This window comes from Paraburkholderia xenovorans (genome assembly GCF_046030735.1).
GTDB lineage: Bacteria > Pseudomonadota > Gammaproteobacteria > Burkholderiales > Burkholderiaceae > Paraburkholderia > Paraburkholderia xenovorans_A.
Genome location: NZ_JAQQBV010000003.1, coordinates 160,450 through 182,696 on the forward strand (window position 1 = coordinate 160,450; position 22,247 = coordinate 182,696).

The 22,247-nt window shown below is 60.2% G+C and carries 20 protein-coding genes; 11 read left to right on the forward strand and 9 right to left on the reverse strand.

Features of this window, described 5'->3' with window-relative positions; translation table 11 throughout:
• Nucleotides 1–111 precede the first annotated feature (111 nt).
• Entirely contained in the window at nucleotides 112–1,425 is a 1,314-nt protein-coding gene (locus PQQ51_RS03995) for an MFS transporter (RefSeq protein ID WP_408495034.1), read from the reverse strand.
• A 148-nt stretch (nucleotides 1,426–1,573) separates the two neighbouring features.
• Here PQQ51_RS03995 and PQQ51_RS04000 point away from each other — a divergent pair, with 148 nt between their 5' ends.
• Entirely contained in the window at nucleotides 1,574–2,491 is a 918-nt protein-coding gene (locus tag PQQ51_RS04000) for a LysR family transcriptional regulator (protein ID WP_408495036.1), read from the forward strand.
• 5 nt (nucleotides 2,492–2,496) lie between these two features.
• On the opposite strand, the gene PQQ51_RS04005 is transcribed toward PQQ51_RS04000, so the two are convergent.
• Together PQQ51_RS04005 and PQQ51_RS04010 are read right to left on the reverse strand one after the other, a co-directional pair.
• Complete coding sequence (locus tag PQQ51_RS04005; RefSeq protein ID WP_408495038.1) at nucleotides 2,497–4,248, reverse strand: IlvD/Edd family dehydratase; 1,752 nt, start codon at nucleotides 4,246–4,248, stop codon at nucleotides 2,497–2,499.
• Between the two features lie 302 nt (nucleotides 4,249–4,550).
• Nucleotides 4,551–6,845 (reverse strand): NADP-dependent malic enzyme, encoded by a 2,295-nt coding sequence (locus PQQ51_RS04010; protein ID WP_408495040.1) that lies wholly within the window; start codon nucleotides 6,843–6,845, stop codon nucleotides 4,551–4,553.
• Between the two features lie 134 nt (nucleotides 6,846–6,979).
• On the opposite strand from PQQ51_RS04010, the gene PQQ51_RS04015 reads away from it, so the two are divergent.
• Nucleotides 6,980–7,960 carry a LysR family transcriptional regulator gene (locus PQQ51_RS04015; protein ID WP_408495042.1) on the forward strand — a complete coding sequence of 327 codons (981 nt, stop codon included), beginning with the start codon at nucleotides 6,980–6,982 and terminating at the stop codon, nucleotides 7,958–7,960.
• Between the two features lie 9 nt (nucleotides 7,961–7,969).
• On the opposite strand, the gene PQQ51_RS04020 is transcribed toward PQQ51_RS04015, so the two are convergent.
• Complete coding sequence (locus tag PQQ51_RS04020) at nucleotides 7,970–8,878, reverse strand: LysR family transcriptional regulator (protein WP_408495044.1); 909 nt, start codon at nucleotides 8,876–8,878, stop codon at nucleotides 7,970–7,972.
• 153 nt (nucleotides 8,879–9,031) lie between these two features.
• On the opposite strand from PQQ51_RS04020, the gene PQQ51_RS04025 reads away from it, so the two are divergent.
• On the forward strand, nucleotides 9,032–10,228 hold the full coding sequence (locus tag PQQ51_RS04025; RefSeq protein WP_408495046.1) for an epoxide hydrolase family protein: 1,197 nt from the start codon (nucleotides 9,032–9,034) through the stop codon (nucleotides 10,226–10,228).
• Nucleotides 10,221–11,117, forward strand: coding sequence for an alpha/beta fold hydrolase (locus PQQ51_RS04030; protein ID WP_408495048.1), 897 nt, complete (start codon nucleotides 10,221–10,223; stop codon nucleotides 11,115–11,117). Before PQQ51_RS04025 ends, PQQ51_RS04030 begins: the two co-directional genes overlap by 8 nt.
• Nucleotides 11,118–11,189: 72 nt before the next feature.
• Here the strand turns inward: PQQ51_RS04030 and PQQ51_RS04035 are convergent, their stop codons facing one another.
• Nucleotides 11,190–11,804, reverse strand: a complete 615-nt coding sequence (locus tag PQQ51_RS04035) for an SAM-dependent methyltransferase (RefSeq protein ID WP_408495050.1) — start codon at nucleotides 11,802–11,804, stop codon at nucleotides 11,190–11,192.
• On the opposite strand from PQQ51_RS04035, the gene PQQ51_RS04040 reads away from it, so the two are divergent.
• The gene (locus tag PQQ51_RS04040; protein ID WP_408495052.1) at nucleotides 11,803–11,997 is read left to right on the forward strand and encodes a hypothetical protein; all 195 of its coding nucleotides are present in this window, start codon (nucleotides 11,803–11,805) and stop codon (nucleotides 11,995–11,997) included. The two genes, PQQ51_RS04035 and PQQ51_RS04040, sit on opposite strands and share 2 nt — an antisense overlap.
• A gap of 5 nt (nucleotides 11,998–12,002) precedes the next feature.
• On the opposite strand, the gene PQQ51_RS04045 is transcribed toward PQQ51_RS04040, so the two are convergent.
• From PQQ51_RS04045 to PQQ51_RS04055, 3 genes are all read right to left on the reverse strand, one after another.
• A complete protein-coding gene (locus tag PQQ51_RS04045) occupies nucleotides 12,003–12,386 on the reverse strand; it encodes a nuclear transport factor 2 family protein (RefSeq protein ID WP_408495054.1) in 384 nt (127 codons plus the stop codon).
• An 81-nt stretch (nucleotides 12,387–12,467) separates the two neighbouring features.
• Complete coding sequence (gene dmeF, locus PQQ51_RS04050; RefSeq protein ID WP_408495056.1) at nucleotides 12,468–13,745, reverse strand: CDF family Co(II)/Ni(II) efflux transporter DmeF; 1,278 nt, start codon at nucleotides 13,743–13,745, stop codon at nucleotides 12,468–12,470.
• Nucleotides 13,746–13,753: 8 nt separating this feature from the next.
• Nucleotides 13,754–14,029 carry a metal/formaldehyde-sensitive transcriptional repressor gene (locus tag PQQ51_RS04055; protein ID WP_408495057.1) on the reverse strand — a complete coding sequence of 92 codons (276 nt, stop codon included), beginning with the start codon at nucleotides 14,027–14,029 and terminating at the stop codon, nucleotides 13,754–13,756.
• A 248-nt stretch (nucleotides 14,030–14,277) separates the two neighbouring features.
• On the opposite strand from PQQ51_RS04055, the gene PQQ51_RS04060 reads away from it, so the two are divergent.
• From PQQ51_RS04060 to PQQ51_RS04070, 3 genes are all read left to right on the forward strand, one after another.
• Nucleotides 14,278–14,922: a YbhB/YbcL family Raf kinase inhibitor-like protein gene (locus PQQ51_RS04060; RefSeq protein ID WP_408495058.1), complete on the forward strand. Its 645-nt coding sequence runs from the start codon at nucleotides 14,278–14,280 to the stop codon at nucleotides 14,920–14,922.
• A 150-nt stretch (nucleotides 14,923–15,072) separates the two neighbouring features.
• Nucleotides 15,073–15,822 (forward strand): helix-turn-helix transcriptional regulator, encoded by a 750-nt coding sequence (locus PQQ51_RS04065; protein ID WP_408495059.1) that lies wholly within the window; start codon nucleotides 15,073–15,075, stop codon nucleotides 15,820–15,822.
• 512 nt (nucleotides 15,823–16,334) lie between these two features.
• Nucleotides 16,335–17,576 carry an MFS transporter gene (locus tag PQQ51_RS04070; RefSeq protein WP_408495195.1) on the forward strand — a complete coding sequence of 414 codons (1,242 nt, stop codon included), beginning with the start codon at nucleotides 16,335–16,337 and terminating at the stop codon, nucleotides 17,574–17,576.
• A gap of 132 nt (nucleotides 17,577–17,708) precedes the next feature.
• On the opposite strand, the gene PQQ51_RS04075 is transcribed toward PQQ51_RS04070, so the two are convergent.
• The gene (locus PQQ51_RS04075) at nucleotides 17,709–19,154 is read right to left on the reverse strand and encodes a DEAD/DEAH box helicase (protein WP_408495060.1); all 1,446 of its coding nucleotides are present in this window, start codon (nucleotides 19,152–19,154) and stop codon (nucleotides 17,709–17,711) included.
• A 539-nt stretch (nucleotides 19,155–19,693) separates the two neighbouring features.
• Here PQQ51_RS04075 and PQQ51_RS04080 point away from each other — a divergent pair.
• The 3 genes from PQQ51_RS04080 (at nucleotide 19,694) to PQQ51_RS04090 (ending at nucleotide 22,239) form a co-directional block, all read left to right on the forward strand.
• Entirely contained in the window at nucleotides 19,694–20,695 is a 1,002-nt protein-coding gene (locus tag PQQ51_RS04080) for an isopenicillin N synthase family dioxygenase (RefSeq protein WP_408495061.1), read from the forward strand.
• 2 nt (nucleotides 20,696–20,697) lie between these two features.
• A complete protein-coding gene (locus PQQ51_RS04085) occupies nucleotides 20,698–21,084 on the forward strand; it encodes a VOC family protein (RefSeq protein ID WP_408495063.1) in 387 nt (128 codons plus the stop codon).
• 69 nt (nucleotides 21,085–21,153) lie between these two features.
• Entirely contained in the window at nucleotides 21,154–22,239 is a 1,086-nt protein-coding gene (locus PQQ51_RS04090) for a BMP family ABC transporter substrate-binding protein (RefSeq protein ID WP_408495064.1), read from the forward strand.
• Nucleotides 22,240–22,247: the final 8 nt, after the last annotated feature.

Below are 22,247 nucleotides of genomic sequence, written 5' to 3' on the forward strand. Positions count from 1 at the left end.
TAAGCGGTTCTTGTCTACTGCACTCATGTGACTCCTTGCATCATGTTGACGCAGTGGGAGCCTATTTCCTGAAGGCCGCGTTGCCCGCATCTCCGTAGGAACTCGCTTTCGTCAGCGATTCACTACACGCGCCGGAATGAAGGCCCAGACCAGAAACGCGGACAAACACAGCGTACCGGCAACCAGATACAAGCCGGACGACAACGTTCCGGTTTGCCCCTTCAGCCAGCCAATCACGGTCGGACTGACGAACCCCGCCAGATTCGCGGTCGAATTGATCAGCGCAATGCCGGCGGCGGCGCCTGCTCCGCCCAGAAACGACGTAGGTAACGCCCAAAACATAGGTAGCGCGCTGACAATGCCTACCGCGACCATCGTCAAACCCAGCATCGACAGCGCCGCACTGCCGGCCGTATTCGCACACAACACGAAGCCGCCGGCCGCGAACACGGCCGGCACGATCACGTGCCAACGTCGTTCGCGCCGCTTGTCCGCGCTGCGTCCGATCAGCAGCATCGCAATCAGCGCGGCGGTATAGGGAATTGTCGTCATCAAACCTATCAGCGCCGGACTTCTGATGCCCGTGCCTTTGATGATGGTCGGTTGCCAGAAGCTCAGCGCATAGGAGCCCATGATGATGCCGAACAGGATCAATGCAAGCAGCCAGACACGGCCTGAGCCGAATACCTGGCTTACCGAACCATGCGTCCGGGTTTTGCCTTCCGCATCGAGCTCGAGCTGCACCCGTGTACGCTCCTCGACACTGAGCCACGTTGCGTGCGCCACTTTGTCGTCGAGCCGACGATAGACCATCACGCCAAGCAGAATGCCCGGCAACGCTTCCAGGATGAACAACCACTGCCAGCCATGCATGCCGGCGAAACCGGCCGTCGCGGTCATGATGTAGCCCGACAGCGGGCCGCCGACGATGCCCGACACCGGATTGCCCGCGGTCAGCAACGCGACCATCCGGCCGCGTCTGTGCGACGGAAACCAGTACGTCAGATAGAGCAGCATGCCCGGATAAAAGCCGGCTTCCGCAATACCGAGGAGGAAACGCACGATATAGAAATGCAGCGGCGTACTCACCCACGCCGTGCACATCGAAAGGATCGCCCACGTGATCATGATCCGCGCGATCCAGCGCCTCGCGCCGACCTTGTGCAGCAACAGGTTGCTGGGCACTTCGAAGAAAAAATAGCCGATAAAGAACATCCCCGCGCCAAGTCCATATACCGCTTCGCTGAACCGCAAATCGTTCAGCATTTGCAGCTTGGCAAAACCGACATTCACACGGTCCAGATAAGCCACCACGTAACAGGCGAACAGCAGCGGCAGGAAGCGCCAGGCGATGCGCCGATAGACCGCGTCGGCGGATCCGGCAATGCCGATGCCGGCCGCAACATTGTGGGGATGGGAATTCAATGCGTGTCTCCGTTTTTTCAATGGCAATTGAAGCGGTATCGATGCTCGCAGTGTCACTTGTTCGGAGCACTCGAAAAAGCACCTTCCGGTGCGTTTAGACCATAAAATATTTTTCGTCTGAATGACCCTCACCGGCTAAGCTAATACGATGAATACCGAATACTTGGAAAGCTTTGTAGCTGCTGTCGATTGCGGCTCTCTGGCGGAAGCAGCCCGCCGTCTCGACGTGACGGCGGCCGCGCTGGCGGCCCGCGTGCATGCGCTGGAAGTGGACCTCGACATGCAGCTTCTCAAGCGTTCGGGCCGGGTCGTCAAGGCAACGGAAGCCGGCCTCAAGATTCTCGAACCGGCGCGCGCACTGTTACGCGACGAGCGCAATTTGCGTGTCATCGCGAGCGACGGCGCGCGAGTCGGCGAGTTGCGGCTCGGCGCTTTCGTTTCCGCGCTCACCAACGTTCTGCCGCCGGTGCTCAAGAACCTCTATGCGCGCTACCCGGAGGTGGCGTTGTTCATCACACCGGGGGCATCCATCGAGCTATGCCGCAAGGTTGGCAGCGGCGAGCTCGATGCAGCGGTAGTGGTCGAGCCGCAGTTCGCCATTCGCAAGACCTGCGAATGGCGTCCCTTTCTGGAAGAACCGCTGGTGGTCGTGGCGCCTGCCGCAATGGCCGGCCGCGATGCGCACGAGGTGCTGCGCACCGAGCCGTTCATTCGCTACGAGCGCTCTGTGCTCGGCGGTCAACTGGCCGATCGCTATCTGCGCGACCATCAGATCCATCCGCATCAACGGCTTGAGATCGACGGCCTGCTAGCGATCGCCGCGCTGGTCGACCAGGGCATCGGCGTATCGCTGTTGCCGGACTGGGTGTCGCTCTGGTCGAGCGGCATGTCGCTCGCGCGGCTGCCGTTGCCGGGCCGCGCGCCCGTGCGGCGCAGCGGCTTGATCTGGGCCAGCAACGGACCGCACGCGGCTCTCGCTCGCGATTTCTTCGAGGAGGCGCAAGCGATTTTCAGCACCACGCAGACAAAAACACGCGGTGCGGCACGGGGCCGCTCAACCCGCTAACGCCTCTAACCCTTCGGCGTCGTGTCGTGAATCTTCGCGGCCCGCAAGAAATCGAAATCGACGCCCTTGTCGGCCTGCAACACCGTATCGAGGAACAGTTTGCGATATCCGCGTTCAGCGGTCGGCACGTCGACAGGCGCGGCGGCTGCCCGGCGCGTCAGTTCGGAATCCGACACGAGCAATGTGATCTCACGCGCCGCCACGCTGAGCCGGATACGATCGCCGTTCTGAACATACGCGAGCGGACCGCCGACGGCCGCCTCAGGCGTCACGTGCAACACGATCGTGCCGAACGCCGTGCCGCTCATGCGTCCATCGGAAATGCGCACGATGTCCTTGACGCCGGCCCGCGCCAGCTTTTTCGGAATCGGAATATAGCCGGCCTCGGGCATCCCCGGTGCGCCTTTCGGACCGATGTTCTTCAGCACCAGAATATCGTCGGCGCTCACGTCGAGATCGTCCGAGTCGATGCGCTCGGCCATGTCCTGCCCGTTCTCGAACACCACCGCGCGGCCCTCGTGCTCCATCAGTTTCGCGTCGGCCGCGGATTGCTTGATGATCGCGCCGCCGGGTGCGAGATTGCCCTGCAAAACGGCAAGGCCGCCTTGCGGATAGATCGGATCGGCGATCGTGCGCACCACGTTTTGGTCGAAGCCGGGGCCGGCCCGTTCGATCTCCTCGCCCAGCGTGCGCCCGGTCACGGTCATCGCGTCGAGCTTGAGCAGCGGCTTGAGTTCGCGCAGCAACGTCGCCATCCCGCCGGCATGGTGGAAATCTTCCATGTAATGCTGGCCGGAGGGTTTCAGATTCAGCAGCACCGGCGTGTCGCGGCCCATCCTATCCAGCGCCTTCAGATCGACATCCAGGCCCATGCGTCCCGCAATCGCGGTCAGGTGCACGATGCCGTTGGTCGAGCCGCCGATCGCAAGCAACACGCGGATGGCGTTTTCGAATGCATCGGCGGTCAGAATCTTGTCGATGGTCAGGCCGCTGCGCGCCATCTGCACTGCCTGCGCGCCGGTCTCCTCGGCGATGCGGATACGATCGGCCGTCACGGCCGGCGGCGACGCGCCGCCCGGCACGGTCATCCCGAGCGCTTCGGCCACGCAAGCCATCGTGCTTGCCGTGCCCATGACCGAGCAGGTGCCGACGCTGGCCACCAGCTGGTTGTTCACGGCGGCGATTTCCGTACTGTCGATCTCGTCGGCGCGGAACTTGCCCCAATAGCGGCGGCAATCGGTGCACGCACCGACGCGCTCGCCGCGGTGCGAACCGGTCAGCATGGAGCCGGTGATCAGCTGGATGGCGGGAATATTCGCGGATGCAGCGCCCATGAGCTGCGCCGGCACGGTTTTGTCGCAACCGCCGATCAGCACGACCGCATCCATCGGCTGGGCGCGGATCATCTCCTCGGTATCCATCGACATCAGGTTGCGCAGATACATGCTGGTCGGCTGCGAAAAACTCTCGTGGATGGAAATGGTCGGGAAATCCATCGGCAAGCCGCCAGCCAGCATCACGCCGCGTTTGACCGCTTCGATCAATTGCGGCGCGTTGCCGTGACAGGGGTTGTAAGCGCTACCGGTATTGGAGATGCCGATTACCGGTCGATCCAGCGCTTCGTCGGTATAGCCGGCGCCTTTGATGAATGCTTTGCGCAAGAAAAGGGAGAAGCCGTTGTCACCGTAGTTGGTGAGACCTTTACGGATCCCGGTGACCGGTGCGACCGGCGAATCGTCTGGCTTGGTCTTGGACATGGAGCAACCCAACATGAGAATGAGTGAGAAAGAGGCGTCGCGCGGACTGCGGGCGCTGCTGCGCACGTGCTTTGCGGACGCCGTTCACATCCATTATGGGAAACGCTGAACAACAAAAAAACCGGCTTTTGATATCTTCAAACAACAAAAAAATTTCTATCTGGAACGGCCGCCGTCGCGCATTCGGCTCGCGATCTTCTCGAGCACCTCGCGCACGCGCAGGGCGGCGAACTCAAGAAAGCGGCGCCTCAACGGACACCGCGACTTCGACCGCCTTACGCAGAACGAATCCAAAAGACCGATCACGCCCTGCGATTCGCCTCGATCACCGTCAACGCCGCCATGTTGACGATTCGGCGGACCGTGGAGCTCGACGTCAGAATGTTCACCGGTGCGTTGACGCCCAGCAGAAAGGGGCCCACTGCCACGTTGCTGCCTGCGCCGGTCTTGAGCAGGTTATAGGCAATGTTCCCCGCATCCACGTTGGGACAGACCAGGAGATTGGCCGCGCCCTTGAGGGACGACGTCGGCAGAATGCGTGAACGGAGGGCTTCGTCGAGCGCACAGTCGCCATGCATCTCGCCATCCACTTCGAGATCCGGCGCAGCTTCACGCACGATCTCCAGCGCGCGGCGCATTTTCACACCCGAAGCCGCACTGCCTGAGCCGAAGTTCGAGCGCGACAGCAACGCGGCCTTCGGCGTCAGATTCAGCCACTCCATTTGCCTCGCCGCAGCAATGGTGAATTCGGTAATCTGCTCCGCGTCCGGATTGTCGTTGATGTGCGTGTCCACCAACGCCACCGTGCGCTGATCGAGAAGCAGAATGTTCATCGCCGCATACGTTTTTGCGCCGCGCTTCTTGCCGATCACTTCGTCGACGAAACGCAGGTGATCATGGTACGCACCCACGGTGCCGCAGATCATGCCGTCGGCGTCGCCGAGTCGCACCATCATCGCGCCGATCAACGTCAGGCGGCGGCGCATTTCAACGCGCGCCATCTCCTTCGTGATGCCGTCGCGGCACATCAACTCCCAGTACGTGGTCCAGTACTGCGGAAAACGTTCGTCGTATTCAGGGTTCGTCACTTCGACGTCCTGCCCGAGGCGCAGCCGCAAACCAAATCTCTCGATGCGCGCCAGCAGCACCTCTGGACGCCCGACCAGAATCGGGCGCGCCAGCTTCTCGTCGACGATCACCTGCACCGCGCGCAGCACGCGCTCGTCTTCGCCCTCGGTGAAGACGATGCGCGCATTGCCGCCCTCGCGCACAAGCTGTCTTGCCGTCGAGAACAGCGGCTTCATAAACGCGCCGGAGTGGTAGACGAATTGCTGCAACTGTTCGACGTAGGCGTCCAGGTCCGGCAGCGGCCGCGTCGCTACCCCGCTCTCCATCGCAGCCTTGGCGACAGCAGGCGCCACCCGCACGATCAGGCGCGGATCGAATGGTTTGGGAATCAGATATTGCGGACCGAATGCTGCGTCGTGCGCGCCATACGCGGCAACCACGACTTCGTTCTGCTCCTCCTGCGCGAGTCCCGCGATAGCATGCACCGCGGCGATTTCCATCTCGCGCGTGATGGTGGTCGCGCCCACGTCCAGCGCGCCGCGGAAAATGTACGGAAAGCAGAGGACGTTGTTGACCTGGTTAGGGTAGTCCGAGCGGCCGGTCGCGATGACGACGTCGTCACGCGTTGCATGAGCCAGCTCCGGGAAGATTTCCGGTGTGGGATTGGCCAGCGCGAGAATCAGCGGACGCGGGCCCATGCTCTTCAGCATCTCGGCGCTGACGATGCCACCTACCGACAGCCCCAGAAACACATCCGCGCCCTCGATCACTTCAGCCAGCTTGCGCGCGCCGGTTTCCTGCGCAAAGCGTGCCTTATCCGGATCCATCAAGGCGACCCGTCCGCGATAGACGACACCTTCGATATCGGTCGCCCAGATGTTCTCCACCGGCAATCCCAGATCGACCAGCAGATCGAGACAGGCCAATGCCGCGGCGCCCGCTCCCGACGTCACCACCTTGACCTCGGAAATGGTTTTGCCCACCACTTTCAGGCCATTGATGAACGCAGCCGCTACCGTAATGGCAGTGCCGTGCTGATCGTCGTGGAAGACCGGAATCTTCATGCGTTCGCGCAGCTTTCGCTCGACGATGAAGCACTCCGGCGCTTTGATGTCTTCGAGATTGATGCCGCCGAAGGTCGGTTCGAGTCCGGCGATGATCTCGACCAGCTTGTCCGGGTCGGTCTCGTTGATTTCGATGTCGAACACATCGATACCGGCGAACTTCTTGAACAGTACCGCCTTGCCTTCCATCACCGGCTTCGAGGCCAATGCACCGATGTTCCCGAGGCCCAGCACGGCGCTGCCGTTGGTAATCACGCCGACGAGGTTGCCGCGACTCGTGAAGCGATGCGCCAGTTGCGGATCTTCTGCAATGGCTTCGCAGACACTGGCCACGCCAGGCGTGTACGCAAGCGCCAGATCACGCTGGGTGACAAGCGGCTTGCTGGCCGTCACGGAGATCTTTCCGGGCGTGGGAAACTCGTGATAGTCGAATGCGGCTTGGCGATCTGTCTCTGTCTGCTTCATGTTTTTACCTCGGTGAGTGCGTCGGGCCCATCCCCACGCGATCCGTTGAGGCGATTCTAGAGACCTGCCATAAGGTGATAATTTTGTTTTAGTATGGGTCCATCATTTTTTCGTGATGCATCCGTCGGCCGTCAATGACATTTGAATCGAACGATATAGTCAGGCGGCTCAGCGCGCGCCTGAAAATACGGCACCTCGTGCTGTTGTTGCAAATCCAGCAGCAGGGATCGCTTACGCGTGTAGCGGAACACATGGCCAGCAGCCAGCCTGCGGTGACCAACGCGCTGGCGGAACTGGAAAGCATGTTCGGCACGCCGCTCTTCGAGCGCTCGTCTCGCGGCATGCTGCCCACAGCACTCGGTTCGGTCGTGCTCGAACGAGCCCAGGCGATGATCCACGATCTCGATCATCTCGCCCGCGACATGAAAGCAGTGGCTTCGGGGCATGCGGGGCATCTGCATATCGGGGTGATTCCGTTTATCTCCGGCCAGATGCTGTCGGCGGCGCTGAAGCGGCTGCAATCCGGCATGGAGCGGCGCCTGACCGTGACCATCCATGAAGGAACCAGCGATCAACTATTGCTGCAATTGCAGGACCATACGGTCGACATCGTGATCGGGCGGGCGTCGTCGGTGATCGATCTGAAGCAGGTCGGCTTCGAGGTGCTGTTCCGGCAGCAACCCCGGCTGATCGCGAGCCGGCGTCTCGCATCAAGACTGGCGCGCACGAAACTCGACTGGAACCAGTTGCTGACGCTGGACTGGATTCTCGGTGCGCCTCATACGCCGATGAGAGAACAGGTGGCCGACCTGTTTCTCGCTGCCGGAACGGCTCCTCCCGTGCCCGTGGTGGAAAGCTACTCGTCCAAACTCATCGGCGAAATGATTGCTTCGAGCGAAGGCGCGGTCTCCATCGTGCCCGCGGATATCGCCGAGGAACTGGTTCGAATCGCCGGCGTGGCTATCGTGCCTTATTCATTTGAATGGACACTTCCGCCTATCGCGCTGTTCACCCGTTCACAGGGGGCGCACTCCACGGCGCAGGATCTGTTCGTCGATGCGCTGCGTCAGATCTGCAAGGAAACCTATGCCGAGGCACGGAGCCCGGACCGATGAGCTGCGCGCTCAGGCACTGCGTGGATGCACCTGGCGCGACGCGAAGCACTCGATCAGATAATCGACAAAGCAGCGCACGCGAGCCGGCATGTGCGCGCCGCCGACGAACACCGCATGAATTTCCTCACCATCGCCCGGATTGAACGCTTCCAATAGCGGTACCAAACTGCCCGCTTTGATCTGGTGCTCCACCGTCTCGATGCATACGCGCGCTATCCCGACGCCTTCCGCAGCGAGTTGCCCCTGGGTGTCGCCATTGTTGGTCTCCACACTGCCTTTGACCATCAACGAGTAATCGTTGCCATCTTTGCGAAACGGCCAGCCAGGCGCAGCACGCTTGAAGTTGAAATTGACGCAGTCGTGGTCGAGCAGGTCCTCCGGTATCTGTGGCGTGCCGCGACGGGCCAGATAGTCCGGCGAAGCGACGATGACCTTGTGCGTCTCGCCCAGTTTGCGTGCCGTTAGCGGGCCGTCGGGAAGCGGCCCTAACCGCAAAGCGACGTCGGCCTCGCCTGCGGCAATGTCCACGACAGTGTCGGTCAAGTTGATGTCGACGAGGATGCCCGGATGCCTTTGAATGAAATCGCGGAGTAGCGGCACGAGGAATGCTTTGCCATACAGGATCGAACCGCTTACCCGAAGGCGTCCTCGTGGCGAACTCTGATCCGTGATCAGTTGTTCGGTTTCTTTGAGGTCCGCGAGAATCCGTCGGGCCGAGGAAAGGTAAGTCGCGCCTTCCGCAGTCACCGTCAGCGAACGGGTGGTTCGTAGCAGCAAGCGAACACCGAGCCGCGCTTCGATGCGATCGATTACGCGCGCAACAGATGAAGGCGCGAGGTTGAGCAGGCGACCGGCCGCCGAGAAGCTGCGGGTTCCGGCCACCAGCGTGAAGATTTCCAGATCGCCGGCAACGTCCATGAGAATTGACTTGTGCGCCAAACGCAAAAGCGCCTGGCAGTTTCAGGGGGTACACGTGCAAATCTTAAGGGTCTAGTATTGCGTAAAACAACGTAATCGGCAATTAACCGTCACAGGCGTCAGGCCCGATCCGTTGGCGAAGGTGCCAACTGCATGCTTCGATCAGGCAGCCCTTTCGAGGATAAATTTATGGTTTCGCCTTACACGATCCACCTATCCGAAGAGCGTCTCGCAACCATCAAGGCCAAGGTCCGCGCCTATGACTGGGACCAGCTTCCCGATGCCGGCGGATGGAAGTCCGGTGTAGGCATCGACGACCTCAAGCGTCTCGTCACTTACTGGGACGAAACCTATGACTGGCGCCGAGTCGAACGACGCCTCAATCAACTCCCCCACTTCACGACGGACATCGACGGCGAGCGCATTCACTTTCTCCATGTTCGGGGTAATGGCTCGAAGCCACCACTTCTTCTTCTCCACGGCTGGCCGGGCTCGTTCCTTGAATTTGAGCAACTGCTGGAACCTCTCGCGACAGACGGACACGATGTCATCGTGCCGTCGCTTCCTGGCTTCGCGTTCTCCACACCGATCACCGGCGTCATCGGCCCGCGTCGGGCCGCCGAACTCATGCACACACTGATGGTTCGACTGTTTGGGCAATCGCGTTACATCGTGCAAGGCGGAGACTGGGGACACGGCATCGCGGGCTGGATGGCGCACGACCGACCCGACGCATTGTTCGGCATCCATATCAACATGGTCAACCTCGTCGCCGAAGACGCGACGCCAACCACCGCCGAGGAGAAGGCCTATGTCGCGAGACGGGACGCGATCTTCGACTGGGAGAGCGGCTACAACCACGAACAGGAGACGCGCCCGCAGACGCTGGGCGTCGCGATGGCGGACAGTCCGGTCGGCGTGGCCGGGTGGATACTCGAAAAGTTTGGCAAATGGGCCGATCTACCGACCACAGCCGATGGCAGCCCCGACATCTGGAGCAAGTTCTCGGAAGAGGCATTGCTCACCAACATCATGCTGTATATCGCGCCATCGTCGGTCGTGACGGCGACGTGGATGTATCACGGCAAGCGGCTCGAAGGGTCGCACGTGTTTCCGGCTGGCACACGCATCCGGGTGCCGACCGGTGTCGCTGCCTTCCCCGATCCCGTGTTTCTGCCGCCACCGCGTTCGCTTGCCGGGAAGACCTACAACATCGTTCATTGGAGCGAGATGTCGTCGGGCGGGCACTTCGCGGCGCTGGAACAACCCGACGCGATGCTTGCCGACCTGCGCGCGTTCGTCTCCACCGTCACAGCGTCTGCGCGACCGCAGGGAGCATTTCATGGCTGAGCGTGCACTAAAGACCGTCGAAACCGATGTTCTGCGGATCGGTTATATCGAGCACGGGCCTGGCAGTGGCTGGCCGGTCATCCTGTCGCACGGCTTCCCCTACGACGTGCATTCATTCGATGAAGTCGCTGCAATACTCGTGCGAGCAGGGGCGAGGGTCATCGTGCCCTATGCCCGCGGCTTCGGTCCAACGCGTTTCGTATCCGACGATCTCATGCGAAGTGGCCAACAGGCTGCCCGCGGCCGCGACATCGTCCAGCTTGCCGACGCACTCGGTCTGGAACGTCCGATCCTCGGCGGTTTCGACTGGGGCGGCAACGCGTCCTGCGTGGCCGCAGCGCTGTGGCCGGAGCGTATTAGCGGCCTCGTGTCATACGCGGGCTACGACGTGATCGATGTGAGTCGACAAAGACACCCCGCTGCGCCATCGCTCGAGCGCATTTGCTGGTATCAGCACCTGTTCCAGACCGAGCGCGGGCGTGAATGCCTGCGAGAAAATCGTCGTGACCTGTGCAGGATATTGTGGGCCGAATGGTCGCCCGGTTGGCAATTCGACGATGCGACCTTCGCCCAGTCAGCAACCTCTTTCGACAATCCCGATTTCGTGGAAATCGTGATCCATTGCTATCGCCACATCTTTGGTCTGGAGGCGGGCGATCCTGCGTTGCAATTGCTCGAAGATCGCCTCGCGCAAAAGCCCACGGTCAAGGCGCCGACGGTGACGATCGACGGTTCGGCGGATCCGCTCAAACCCGGCGGGACCGCTGCGCACGCCGCCATGTTTGTCGGACTGCATGAACATCGCGTCGTCGATGCGGGACATAACCTTCCGCAACAAGCACCGCAGGCTTTCGCCGACGCTGTCATCAAGGTACGTGAGTGGCAATAAATTTGACGGCCAATGGCGGCCGCCCGTTCAGTTGAATGGTGAGGGTCTACTTATCGATGCTTACAGCGGACCTTACGACAGGTTTGTCATGATTCCATCGGTTTCCCGTTGGCTACTATCGGCTTTTGTCACCGTGCCGGAACCTCTGTGCGCGGGCCAGAAATACAAGGCGGCCGCGCCGCGCAGTCCGGGCCCCTCCCGGACCGCTGCGACTTGCCGTTCACGAAACCAGAATGTAAGCGATATCACCGGCGTACCGGGCTCGAGCATGCGATCGAGGAGAGCCGCCAATTTAGGCATAGGCTTTATCATCAGGTAGCAGGTAACCGCGTGCGCATCCCGCAAATCGCACTCGTGGAAATTACCCCGTTGCAAAAATACATTGGGCATTTTGCGCGTCCGGAAGCGGGCTACCCAATAAGGCAGCGGCGACGCTTCGATGCCTCGAATCCGCGCATCGGGAAACGCTCTTGCCAGAGCGATGACGAGCGAGCCCCAGCCGCTGCCCAGTTCGTAAACATTAGCCTGTTTCGGCAAGCCTGCCTGCTTCAACAATGCAACGACATCGGCCGCTTCCGATGCGCTTGAAGACATCGGAGGCACGCCAGTCACGATCTGAAAAATCAGCAGCGACGAGCAGATCGAGACTGCGATCAGCAGCACTACAAGCGACGGGATATCCAGCATGAAAGACTTACCTTGTGATGGTGACGACCTTGTACCCGATGAATGGATGAGGGCCGTGCTGCAACGAGAAAGCCAACACGACTGGTTCCGCCACCAGGACGAAGCGAGTTCTGCGGTGATTGTCAGCGATTCAGGCGGCGATGTCGAACGCGTCAAACTGGCGGATCACACTCCGACGCTGAATGAATCATAGCGTCGTCACGCGAGTTGCTGAACCCATTGACTGCGCCAACCCGGCGCTTCAAATGGATCCGAAAAATACTGTGTCTCGTGAATGACCTTGCCGTTGCGGAACGCCATGATGCTCACCGTGTAAGCCAGCCGCTCGTTATATTTGATCGAGTATTCCGTAATCCATAGATTGCCTTCTCCCTGAATTCGCCTGACATCGAAACCTGCTGGCTTGCCGGGATGATGACTCCGCAGTGCCTGCAAATTCTTTCGCCCAAGAATTCGCTCACCTGACTGGGGATAGTCACAGATGGCATCGTCATCGTAAATATCGTGCTCTGCATCGAGATCGCCGGCCGCCGACGCTTGCCAGTGCGCATTCAGGGCCTCACGTGTTTGCTCTTCCTGCATGGGGTGCCTCCGGATATCGTCTATGTTCAACCAGGGCGTGCGAACTTCATTTTGAGCTCGTACTGACTTGACTGCCACCAATCAGGCCACTGCCTGTAACGGCTGCACCTCGACAGTGATATGAGACAGTCCCTTGAATCGCCCGAGCACAGCATGATAGAAGCGCGAGTCTCGCTGGGTTTCATCCGTTGCCACCGACACCACGGCGCTCATGTGACCGGGACCCACCCGCCATACATGCAGGTCCACCACCTTGTCGCCGCGGTCCTCGATCGCATGACGCATGTGCTCCGCCATGCGCCGGTCGGGGTTCATGTCGAGCAGGATCGCACCCGTGTCACGCATCAAGCCGTACGACCAGTTTGCAATCACCAGTGCGCCGATGACACCGGCAAGCGGGTCCATCCAGAGCCAGCCAAATGCGCGTGCCAGTACAAGGCCGATGATAGCCAGCACGGAGACCGCCGCATCCGCCATCACATGAACGTACGCCGACCTGATGTTGTGGTCGCGCGTCGCCGCTTCACGCGCGTCGTCGTGATGTTCATGTTCTTCGAATTCGACTTCGTGCTCGCCGTCCGGCATCCGCACGATGGCTTTGAATGCGTGCGGCTCAGGAATGTCTTCCTTCGATTCCAGATAGCCGCCACGGTCAGCGAGCGTGAATACCTGCTCTGTCCCATCGGGCCGAACCGTCATAAGGAACACGGCTGACGCGTCCAGTTGTGAGTTCCCGGTCGCAGGCGTCATGCGGAAAACGGGTGGCACGCCGTGCTCGAAGATGGAGATTTCAAACACGCCGGATGGGGCAAAAATCTTCTGCGCCTCATCTTCGTGAGAGTGGCTATTTTGATCATGCCCGTGCCCGTGGCTATGACCGTGGACGTGTCCGTGATCGCCGCCGCTCAGAAGCCACACGCTCGCCAGATTGACAAGCAGGCCGACCACCGCGATGGGAATTGCTTCCCCAAAATGAATAGGTACCGGCGACAGAAAACGTGACACCGCCTCATAGCCAATCAGCACGGCAATCATTGCAAGCACGATGGCACTCGTAAACCCTGCGAGGTCGCCCAGTTTGCCCGTGCCGAACACGAAGCGGGAGTCGCCGGCGTGCTTGCGCGCGTAGGTGTATGCAAGGGCTGCAATCAGCATCGCGCCGGCATGGGTCGACATATGCAGGCCGTCGGCGACGAGCGCCAGCGAACCGAACATACTGCCACCGACGATTTCAATAAGCATCATCGCACTGCACAGTGCAATCACAGCCCACGTCTTGCGCTCGTTCTCTTCGTGACCCACGCCCAGAAAGATGTGCTCATGTGCCGCGCCGAATGCGCTGTTTTTGAAATCACTCATTTTCGACTCTACTTGAAATAGCTGTGTACCACTTCGATCAATTGTTCCGTCGCGCTACCACCGTCTTCCTCGCCGTGATCCGCATCGACAAGGTGGTTCCGGATATGGTCTTCCAACACCACAGCCAGCAATCCGTTCATCGCCCCTCGACAACTCGTAATCCGTTGCAGCACATCCGAACAACCGTGCTCTTCCTCTAACGCACGCTCGATGGCTTCTACCTGCCCTTTAATACGGCGAACCCTGTTAAGAAGCTTTTGTTTCTCCTGAACCGTGTGACCCATCACATCCTCCCAATACCCCTAGGGGGTATACAATTTCTGGAAGTCTATCATAGGGGGTGGGGGTATAGATACGGTATGTACCGATGCCGCAGTTACTCGACAAATGATCCTTAAACAATCAAATTGATTGGATATGGCGCACGGTTGACTGCCTGAGCGATCATTCGCTGACTCGAAGTACTTACAATGATTGGGTCGCATACGAATGCGTACTCAAATCTTCTTCGATCAAATGGAATGAACTTCATATGAAACTCGTCAGCCAGAGCTTCCAGGACGGCCAGCCGATCCCCGGTGAATTCGCGTTCGCCGTAACCGACGCAGTGAACCGCATCTCGCTGTCGGCAAACCGCAATCCGCACCTCGCGTGGAGCGACGTGCCCGAAGGTACGCAATCGTTCGTCGTGGTTTGCCATGACCCGGACGTACCGAGCCGCGGCGACGATGTGAATCAGCCCGGACGAGTCGTACCGGCCTCACTGCCGCGCGTCGACTTCTTTCACTGGTTGCTGCTCGACATCCCGGCCAGTCGCACGGAAATCGCGGCAGGCTCCCATTCCGACGGCGTGACGCCGCGCGGCAAGCCGGGGCTGGATGCGTCCGCAGGCCTGCGCCACGGCATTAACGACTACACAGGTTGGTTCGCCGGTGACGAGCAGATGAAGGGGGATTACCACGGCTATGACGGCCCTTGCCCACCCTGGAACGATACGCTCGTCCACCACTACGTCTTCACAATCTATGCGCTCGCCAATCCGACTCTGGAAATCAACGGCCCGCTGACCGGCGCGAACGTCCGCGCGGCCATCGCCGACGCGCACGTGCTTGGCGAGGCCAGCCTGACCGGCTTGTACAGCCTGAACCCCGACGTCGTGATCGACGCAATGGCATAGGCGAGAGAATCGAGTATGGCATTGATACCTTCAGCGGCCGGCATGCGGGAGCCTGTGTCCGAAAGATCAAATACGGATTTCTCATCGTCGCGATCTTCGTCTGGTGTACCGGTTTTAAGGCGCGCGTTGTGCGGCCTCGCAAAACCGCGCTTGAAACTGCCGCAACATACCTCGCGGTTCACGTTTCACGACGCGACGGTCCTGCTGATCGTATCCGGCCAACTCGATCTAGACGACGGCGTCAACGCGATGTCGGCGGACGGACCGGAATCGCTCGTATTGGTTGAACCCAATACCCGTGTGGATCTGCTGAAAACGCCGGGAGGAAGCGAACAACGTTTCCGCTCGATCTTCCTGACGTTCTCGTCCGTCTTGCTGGACAGCTTCCACCGCACTTATCCGGGCACAAGGAGCGAATGCACGCCCGCGATACCGTTCCGCACGTTATCGCTCGATCACGAACTCTCCGATACGCTGCGTCATGTCGTCGAAAGCATAGAGAACGGTTCCATCAGCGACGAGCGGCTTCGATGCCGGCTCATGGATCTGCTTCTCGCATTCGCCGAGCGTGGCCATTCGTTCGGCCGAGTCGATCTGGACAGCACGGCGGGGCGGCTTCGCGCCCTTATCGGTGAAGCGCCTGCGCACCCCTGGACGGCACAGAGCGTAGGCAAGGAATTAGCGATGAGCCCCGCCACGCTACGACGGCGCCTTGCCAGCGAACACGTCCGATTCGAGGACCTGTTGATCGATGTGCGCATGCATCACGCGATGATGCTGATCCAGACCACCGCATGGGGTATCGGGCGAATCGCGGAGGAGTGCGGCTACAAATCACGGGCACGCTTCACTGAACGATTCCAGGAGCGATTCGGGTATCTTCCTTCGGCTGTTCGATAAACGGCGCGAATACCTCATGACATCACGACACCGACGTGTCACGATTGTTGCAGGTCAATCGCACCGAACCGTTGCGCCGAGCAAACTGCCGCTACCGTCCTGGCGGAATAGGTTGCGGCAATTGCACTGCTTTGGAGAACATTGCAATCGCAATAGGTTACCGATCCTGCAGCGCCTTCAGTATCGCTTTTCGTCATGGAGTCGGCACGACAATCGGCGCTTCCCTTGAGCGACGTTTTGTGCGACATTAAGAACGGGTGCAGCTCCTACCGACGCCACCCGCTTCAAAGCGCCGACGAAAAAGTTATCTTGATCATTCAGTCGCCGGCCGACCATTGAGTGCAATCGCGCTCATATCAATCCAGACTGTTCTGATGTGCTGAACGTCGATCCGTTCGCACAACACGTCACCTCGTTAAAACTTCCCCGGCAGACATGAAGTGCTGCTGCCGCTTTCTGCTGGCTGTCGATATATCGCAGCCAGCCCGTCGTTCTTTGACTTCAGCCATCCTATGTCGACACTCGAGTCATTCTCTTCCAATCGATCACTGCGTTTTCTGCTGCGGATTCTAGCCATCATCGCGGGCGTTGCGATCGCCAACATTTACTATAACCAGCCGCTACTCAATAACATTAGCCACACGTTTCCTCACGGTGCTGCGTGGATCGGCGCCATACCCACCGCAACCCAGATCGGCTTCGCCGCCGGCATGCTGCTGCTCGCCCCGCTGGGTGACCGCCTTGATCGTCGCCAGATCATTTTGTGGCAAATCGCTGGAATCTGCGCGGCACTTCTCGCTGCGGCAACCGCACCGACATTGCTTGTTCTGATCTTTGCAAGCCTTGCAATCGGCGTGTTCGCGACCGTCGCGCAGCAAGCGGGACCGTTTGCCGCCGAGCTTGCGCCGACCGAACAACGAGGTCACGCTGTCGGCACTGTGATGAGCGGTCTGTTGCTGGGTATCCTGCTCGCGCGCACGGCGTCGGGTTTTGTCGCCGAACACTTCGGATGGCGTATCGTATTTGTTGCGGCCATTGTTTCGATGCTAGTCCTGGCCATCATGGTGATCAGGTATTTGCCCTCCAGCAAGCCGGCCTCGACACTGTCCTACGGCAAGCTCATAGGCTCGTTGTGGAATCTCACAGTCGAATTGCGCGGACTTCGCGAAGCCGCGCTTACCGGTGCGGCTCTGTTTGCCGCCTTCAGTCTCTTCTGGTCGGTACTGTCGTTACTTCTCGCTCGTACGCCGTTTAATCTCGGACCGCAGGCCGCAGGACTGTTCGGTATCGTCGGCGCAGCAGGCGCACTCACTGCGCCGTGGGCGGGTAAATTCGCGGATCGACGCGGGCCGCGCACAGCCATCTCGTTCGCAATCGGTCTTGTCGCATTGTCCTTTGTCGTCTTCAGCCTCTCGGGCTCGAGTCTCGTCGGCCTTGTAGCAGGCGTCATCGTGCTGGACATCGGCCTGCAAGTCGCACAAACGCCGAACCAGTCGCGCATTTTCGCGCTCAGACCCGAAGCGCGTGCACGAGTGAATACCATCTACATGGTGTGTTATTTCGCCGGCGGTGCCGTAGGTTCGGCAGCGGGGATCGTTGCGTGGCAGACATGTGGCTGGATCGGCGTATGCATCACCGGAATGATGTTTTCTGCCATTGCAGCGGGGAGTCACTTCAGAGGGAGTTGGCCTGCGCTGCTATCGGCTTTACCGGTGGGAAAAAATCGCGCAGAGGATCAGGGTCCGAGCCAGTAGGATCGGGGCACTGACAGGCTTCGCTAATCCGTTTGAATGCCCGGTCCTGATCGACCTTTGGGCATTCATGCCGGTTTGCCGACGGCCTCCCCCGCCAGGCTATTCCAGGCACGCGTTACTCATCCCCTCGGATCAGGGTTGGCGTTTGCTGCGGCCACCAGCGGGTTTGCCAACCGGCTTACGTGAACCCGCAGCTGGCTTGCTGGCGGGTTTGCTGCGTGGCTTTTGCACGCTGAATGGGCTACCGCTGGACGAGCTTGTGCCACCACCTGCGACGACAGCGCGCTGCGCTGCAGGCTTGCGTTTGTTCTCGCCACTTTGCGGACGCGGATTTTTGCTGAGTACCTGCATGGTGCCCGGCGCAGATTGCGGCACTTTCGGCTTCTTAGGCTTTTTGGGCTTCTTGATGATCTGGCCCGTCGCGCTAGTTTGCGGCACGCGATGTTCCGCTTCAAAACCCGGCTCTTCTTCACGAGGCAGCGTTTGCCGGATCAGCGCTTCAATCGCGGCCAGTTGCGGCGCTTCATCGGCACACACCAGGGACACCGCCACGCCGCTGGCACCCGCGCGGCCAGTACGGCCGATACGGTGCACATAGTCTTGCGCCACGATCGGCAGATCAACGTTGATCACCAGCGGCAGGTCGTCGATATCCAGCCCGCGCGCGGCCACATCGGTGGCTACCAGCATACGTACTTCGCCCGTCTTGAAGCGCTCCAGCGCACGCAGGCGGGCCGGTTGCGGTTTGTCGCCGTGGATGGTGTCGACTGAATAGCCCGCTTCATCCAGTATGGCTGCCAGGTAATCCACGCCATTGCGGGTTTTGACGAACACCAGCGCGTGCTCCCAGTTGTTCTCAGCCACGAGGTGCATGAAGAGATCAGGCTTGTTCTTTTTATCCACCGGCACCACCCACTGCTTGATCTTGCTGGCCGTGGCATTGGGTGGGCTGACACTGATATTGACCGGACCGCGCAGAATGCCCGCCGCCATGGCGCGGATATCGTCGGTAAAGGTGGCAGAGAACAGCAAGGTCTGGCGCTGAGCGGGCAACACAGCAAAGACGGCGTTGAGTTCGCGCGCAAAGCCCAGATCCAGCATGCGGTCGGCTTCATCCAGCACCAGCGTTTGTACTTGATCGAACTGCACTGCGTTCTGGCGATTGAGATCTAGCAGACGGCCCGGCGTGGCAACGAGCACATCTACGCCTTTGCGCAACTTCAGCATCTGCGGATTGATACTCACACCGCCGTAGGCGGCCAGAAATCGTAAGTCGAGACCTTTGCCGTAATCGATAAAACTTTGCAGCACCTGTTCGGCCAGTTCACGCGTGGGCACCAGCACCAGAACACGCGCGCGGTTGCTGGACACCGCGGGGCCATGTTGCACTAGCCGCTGCAACAGCGGCAGCGCAAAACCCGCGGTTTTGCCAGTGCCGGTCTGGGCTGCAGCCATGACGTCCTTGCCGCTGAGCACGGCGGGAATCGCCTTGGTCTGCACCGGCGTAGGTGTCTGGTAATTGAGGACCTGCAAATTACGCAGCAAGGGATCGATCAGGCCAAGCGACGCGAAAGACATCGGCGTGTTCCAGACTAAAGCCGCAATTCTAGCGGTTACCGCTTGATTGCGGCGCGTAGTTCAATGGTCCTGGTTACTCTGAAGTCTGGGATCAGATCGTCTGCATTGTTTTCTGTGTGAAAAGTCTGGACTGAAAGCAACACTCGCAGCAGCGCCCAACGCGCCACTTTGACATCCAGTGCCGCTGGCCGCATCCGCTGCACAACCGAGCAGTCCATGTGCGGCCAAATACTTACCCCCCGCCCCAAACCAATCCTGACCAACTGGTCAAAACCGGTGCGCAAACCCACCGCACTCGCCCCGGCAATGTGCCGCTCGCACGATTTATGTGCCGCGCTCACCGCGAGCGCCCCGATCGCGCCAACCTCGAATCACGTCTTCACGCCCACAACAACCTTCCCTATCGGCGCTGTCGCGCGAGGAACCTGTTCAACCGGTCAGATTGGCATGATCGTTGCATTGACGGCTGCGGATTGCGCCAACCCTACATACACAGCCGTTGCATCTATTCGACGACGGTTCAGCTTGAGGAAATAGCCATGACACTGCTGCATGTGCCCGTGATCGACCTTGCGCCTTATTTCGAGGGCACGCCCGAAGGCCGGCTCGAGGTTGCGAAGGAAGTGAACGACGCCTGTCGTAGTATCGGCTTCCTGGTCATCAGGAATCACGGCGTTCCGGAAGCATTGATCGAACGCGTATCCACGTTGTCGCGCGAGTTTTTCGCTCTGCCTCTCACCGAAAAGCGCAAGGTGGACAGGCCGCGTATCGACGCGGTACGCGGCTACAGCGCAGTCGGCGAAGAGGGTTTGTCGTACAGTCTGGAAGAAGCCACGCCCGGCGATCTGAAGGAATCCTTTTCGATCGGACCGGCCGATGTTCCGAATGACAACTATCATCGCGGCCCGGCCGCAGGCCCCCACTTCGAGCCCAATGTCTATCCGCCAATAGCGGGTTTCCAGCAGACATGGGACGAGTACTTCCAGCGAATGAGCGACCTGTCGCGTTCGTTGATGCGCATCTTCGCGCTGGCGCTCGAACTCCCCGAGACATTCTTCGACGAACGCATCGATCGTCATATCAGCATGTTCCGCGTACTGAGCTATCCGCCGCAACGCGAAGCGCCACTGCCGAACCAGTTGCGCGCCGGTGCCCATAGCGACTACGGCAGTCTCACGATCGTGCGCCCCGACGACAAAGGTCTGCAGGCATTGAACAAAGCCGGACAGTGGGTGGACGTACCGCTGATCGAGGGCGCGCTGGTCGTGAACATCGGCGATCTGATGATGCAGTGGACCAACGACCTGTGGATCTCGACCATGCATCGGGTCGAGAACCCGCCGTTCGAAACCGCCAGTACGAATCGCCGGCAATCGCTGGTGTTCTTCCATCAGCCGAACTACGACGCGATGGTCGAATGTCTGCCGAGCTGTCTCGCTGAAGGTGAAACGCCAAAGTACCAACCTGTTTCATCGGGCGATCATCTGCGGTCGAAGTTCGTCAAGCAGACGACCTTCGGCGGCACGGTCGAAGCGGCCTGACCATGGCGCATCTCTCGTATGTGAATGTGTTCGCGCGTGACGTGGTCGCGCTCTCGGGCTTCTATCAGCGCGTATTCGGTTTCGCTGAAATCGAGGCGATCCGCTCGCCGATCTTTCGCGGCCTCGACACCGGCAAGTCCAGCCTCGGCTTCAATGCGCTCGATGCGTACGCGCTATTGCATCTCGACGACTACGCGGAAACGCGCGGCGTGAAGTTCCTGCTGAACATCGACGTCGACTCCGAGGCGGACGTGGACCGCATGGTGCCGCTCGCGCTGGAAGCCGGCGCGACGCTCGTGAAACCGCCCTACGTCACCTACTACAACTGGTATCAGGCCGTGCTGCTGGACCCCGAAGGCAACGTCTTCCGCATCAACTTCATGATGTAGCAGTCCCCGAGCATCCCCGCGGCCATCGTGTCGCGAGGGCCCTTCGATCCCACGATATGACCACGTCCCATGCTACGTAAGCTGATTGAACGTATCGCACTCGCCGCGTCGATTGTCTGCTGTGCTGCCCCCGCGTTCGCCGACGGTTTCACGCTCAAGGCGCCGCCTAAAATCGCGATGCTCTACTTCGGGCCGAAGAACGACGGCGGCTGGAGCGAGTCATTCGACGAGGCGCGCAAGAAGATGGAAGCGGCACTCGGCCAGAAAATCCAGTTCGTGGAAAGCATCCCTGAAGACTCGTCGGCCATCACGCCGGTGGCGGAGCGCTTCATTCAGCGCGGCGCGAACATCATCATCGGCACCGCGTTCGGCTATTCCGATACGTTCAGGCAGCTTGCCGCGAAGCATCCGGACGTGGCGTTCCTGGACGGCTCGGGCACCACCAATGGACCAAACCTGGAGTCGTTCTATGGCCGCACTTACGAAAGTCAGTACTTGTGCGGCATGGCGGCGGCCGCTGCATCGAAAACGGGCAAGCTGGGCTTCGTCGCGGCGAACCCGTTCGGGGTCGTCAACTGGACCATCAATGCCTACGAACTCGGCGCACAGAAGATCAATCCGAATGCGACGCTGACCGTGGTCTACACAGGCGCATGGAACGACCCGGTCAAGGAACGCGCCGCGGCCACCGCGCTGATCGATCATGGCGCGGACGTGATCGGCCAGCACGTCGATACGCCCACGCCGCAACTGGTCGCGCAGGAACGCGGCGTATACGGCACGGGTCACCATCGCGATCTGCGCGAGTTCGCACCGAAGGCGACGGTCTGCTCGTCGGTGTGGGTGTGGGACAAGTTCCTGATTCCGGAAGTCCGCAAGATCGAGGCAGGCAACTGGAAGCCGTCGCCGACCGGCGCATTGATCGAGATGAAGGACGGCGGCACCGACATCGCGGGCTTCGGCGCAGCGGTGCCCGCGGACAAGCAGAAGCTGATCCTCGCCGAGCGCGACGCGATCATGCACGGCAAGCAGGTGTATGCAGGCCCGCTCTACGATCGCGACGGCAAGCTGCGCGTTCCGGCCGGCGGAGTATTGAGTGACGCCGATCTGTGGAAGATGGACTGGTTCGTCAAAGGCGTGGTCACGCAAAAATAACCGTGAAA

Excerpts from the sequence above, each read along its gene's own strand:
- PQQ51_RS04000 (WP_408495036.1), top strand. The coding sequence starts at position 1,574 with ATGAATACCGAATACTTGGAAAGCTTTGTAGCTGCTGTCGATTGCGGC.
- PQQ51_RS04005 (WP_408495038.1), bottom strand. The coding sequence starts at position 4,248 with ATGTCCAAGACCAAGCCAGACGATTCGCCGGTCGCACCGGTCACCGGG.
- PQQ51_RS04010 (WP_408495040.1), bottom strand. The coding sequence starts at position 6,845 with ATGAAGCAGACAGAGACAGATCGCCAAGCCGCATTCGACTATCACGAG.
- PQQ51_RS04015 (WP_408495042.1), top strand. The coding sequence starts at position 6,980 with ATGACATTTGAATCGAACGATATAGTCAGGCGGCTCAGCGCGCGCCTG.
- PQQ51_RS04020 (WP_408495044.1), bottom strand. The coding sequence starts at position 8,878 with ATGGACGTTGCCGGCGATCTGGAAATCTTCACGCTGGTGGCCGGAACC.
- PQQ51_RS04025 (WP_408495046.1), top strand. The coding sequence starts at position 9,032 with ATGCTTCGATCAGGCAGCCCTTTCGAGGATAAATTTATGGTTTCGCCT.
- PQQ51_RS04030 (WP_408495048.1), top strand. The coding sequence starts at position 10,221 with ATGGCTGAGCGTGCACTAAAGACCGTCGAAACCGATGTTCTGCGGATC.
- PQQ51_RS04040 (WP_408495052.1), top strand. The coding sequence starts at position 11,803 with ATGAAAGACTTACCTTGTGATGGTGACGACCTTGTACCCGATGAATGG.
- PQQ51_RS04035 (WP_408495050.1), bottom strand. The coding sequence starts at position 11,804 with ATGCTGGATATCCCGTCGCTTGTAGTGCTGCTGATCGCAGTCTCGATC.
- PQQ51_RS04045 (WP_408495054.1), bottom strand. The coding sequence starts at position 12,386 with ATGCAGGAAGAGCAAACACGTGAGGCCCTGAATGCGCACTGGCAAGCG.
- dmeF (WP_408495056.1), bottom strand. The coding sequence starts at position 13,745 with ATGAGTGATTTCAAAAACAGCGCATTCGGCGCGGCACATGAGCACATC.
- PQQ51_RS04055 (WP_408495057.1), bottom strand. The coding sequence starts at position 14,029 with ATGGGTCACACGGTTCAGGAGAAACAAAAGCTTCTTAACAGGGTTCGC.
- PQQ51_RS04060 (WP_408495058.1), top strand. The coding sequence starts at position 14,278 with ATGAAACTCGTCAGCCAGAGCTTCCAGGACGGCCAGCCGATCCCCGGT.
- PQQ51_RS04070 (WP_408495195.1), top strand. The coding sequence starts at position 16,335 with ATGTCGACACTCGAGTCATTCTCTTCCAATCGATCACTGCGTTTTCTG.
- PQQ51_RS04075 (WP_408495060.1), bottom strand. The coding sequence starts at position 19,154 with ATGTCTTTCGCGTCGCTTGGCCTGATCGATCCCTTGCTGCGTAATTTG.
- PQQ51_RS04080 (WP_408495061.1), top strand. The coding sequence starts at position 19,694 with ATGACACTGCTGCATGTGCCCGTGATCGACCTTGCGCCTTATTTCGAG.
- PQQ51_RS04085 (WP_408495063.1), top strand. The coding sequence starts at position 20,698 with ATGGCGCATCTCTCGTATGTGAATGTGTTCGCGCGTGACGTGGTCGCG.
- PQQ51_RS04090 (WP_408495064.1), top strand. The coding sequence starts at position 21,154 with ATGCTACGTAAGCTGATTGAACGTATCGCACTCGCCGCGTCGATTGTC.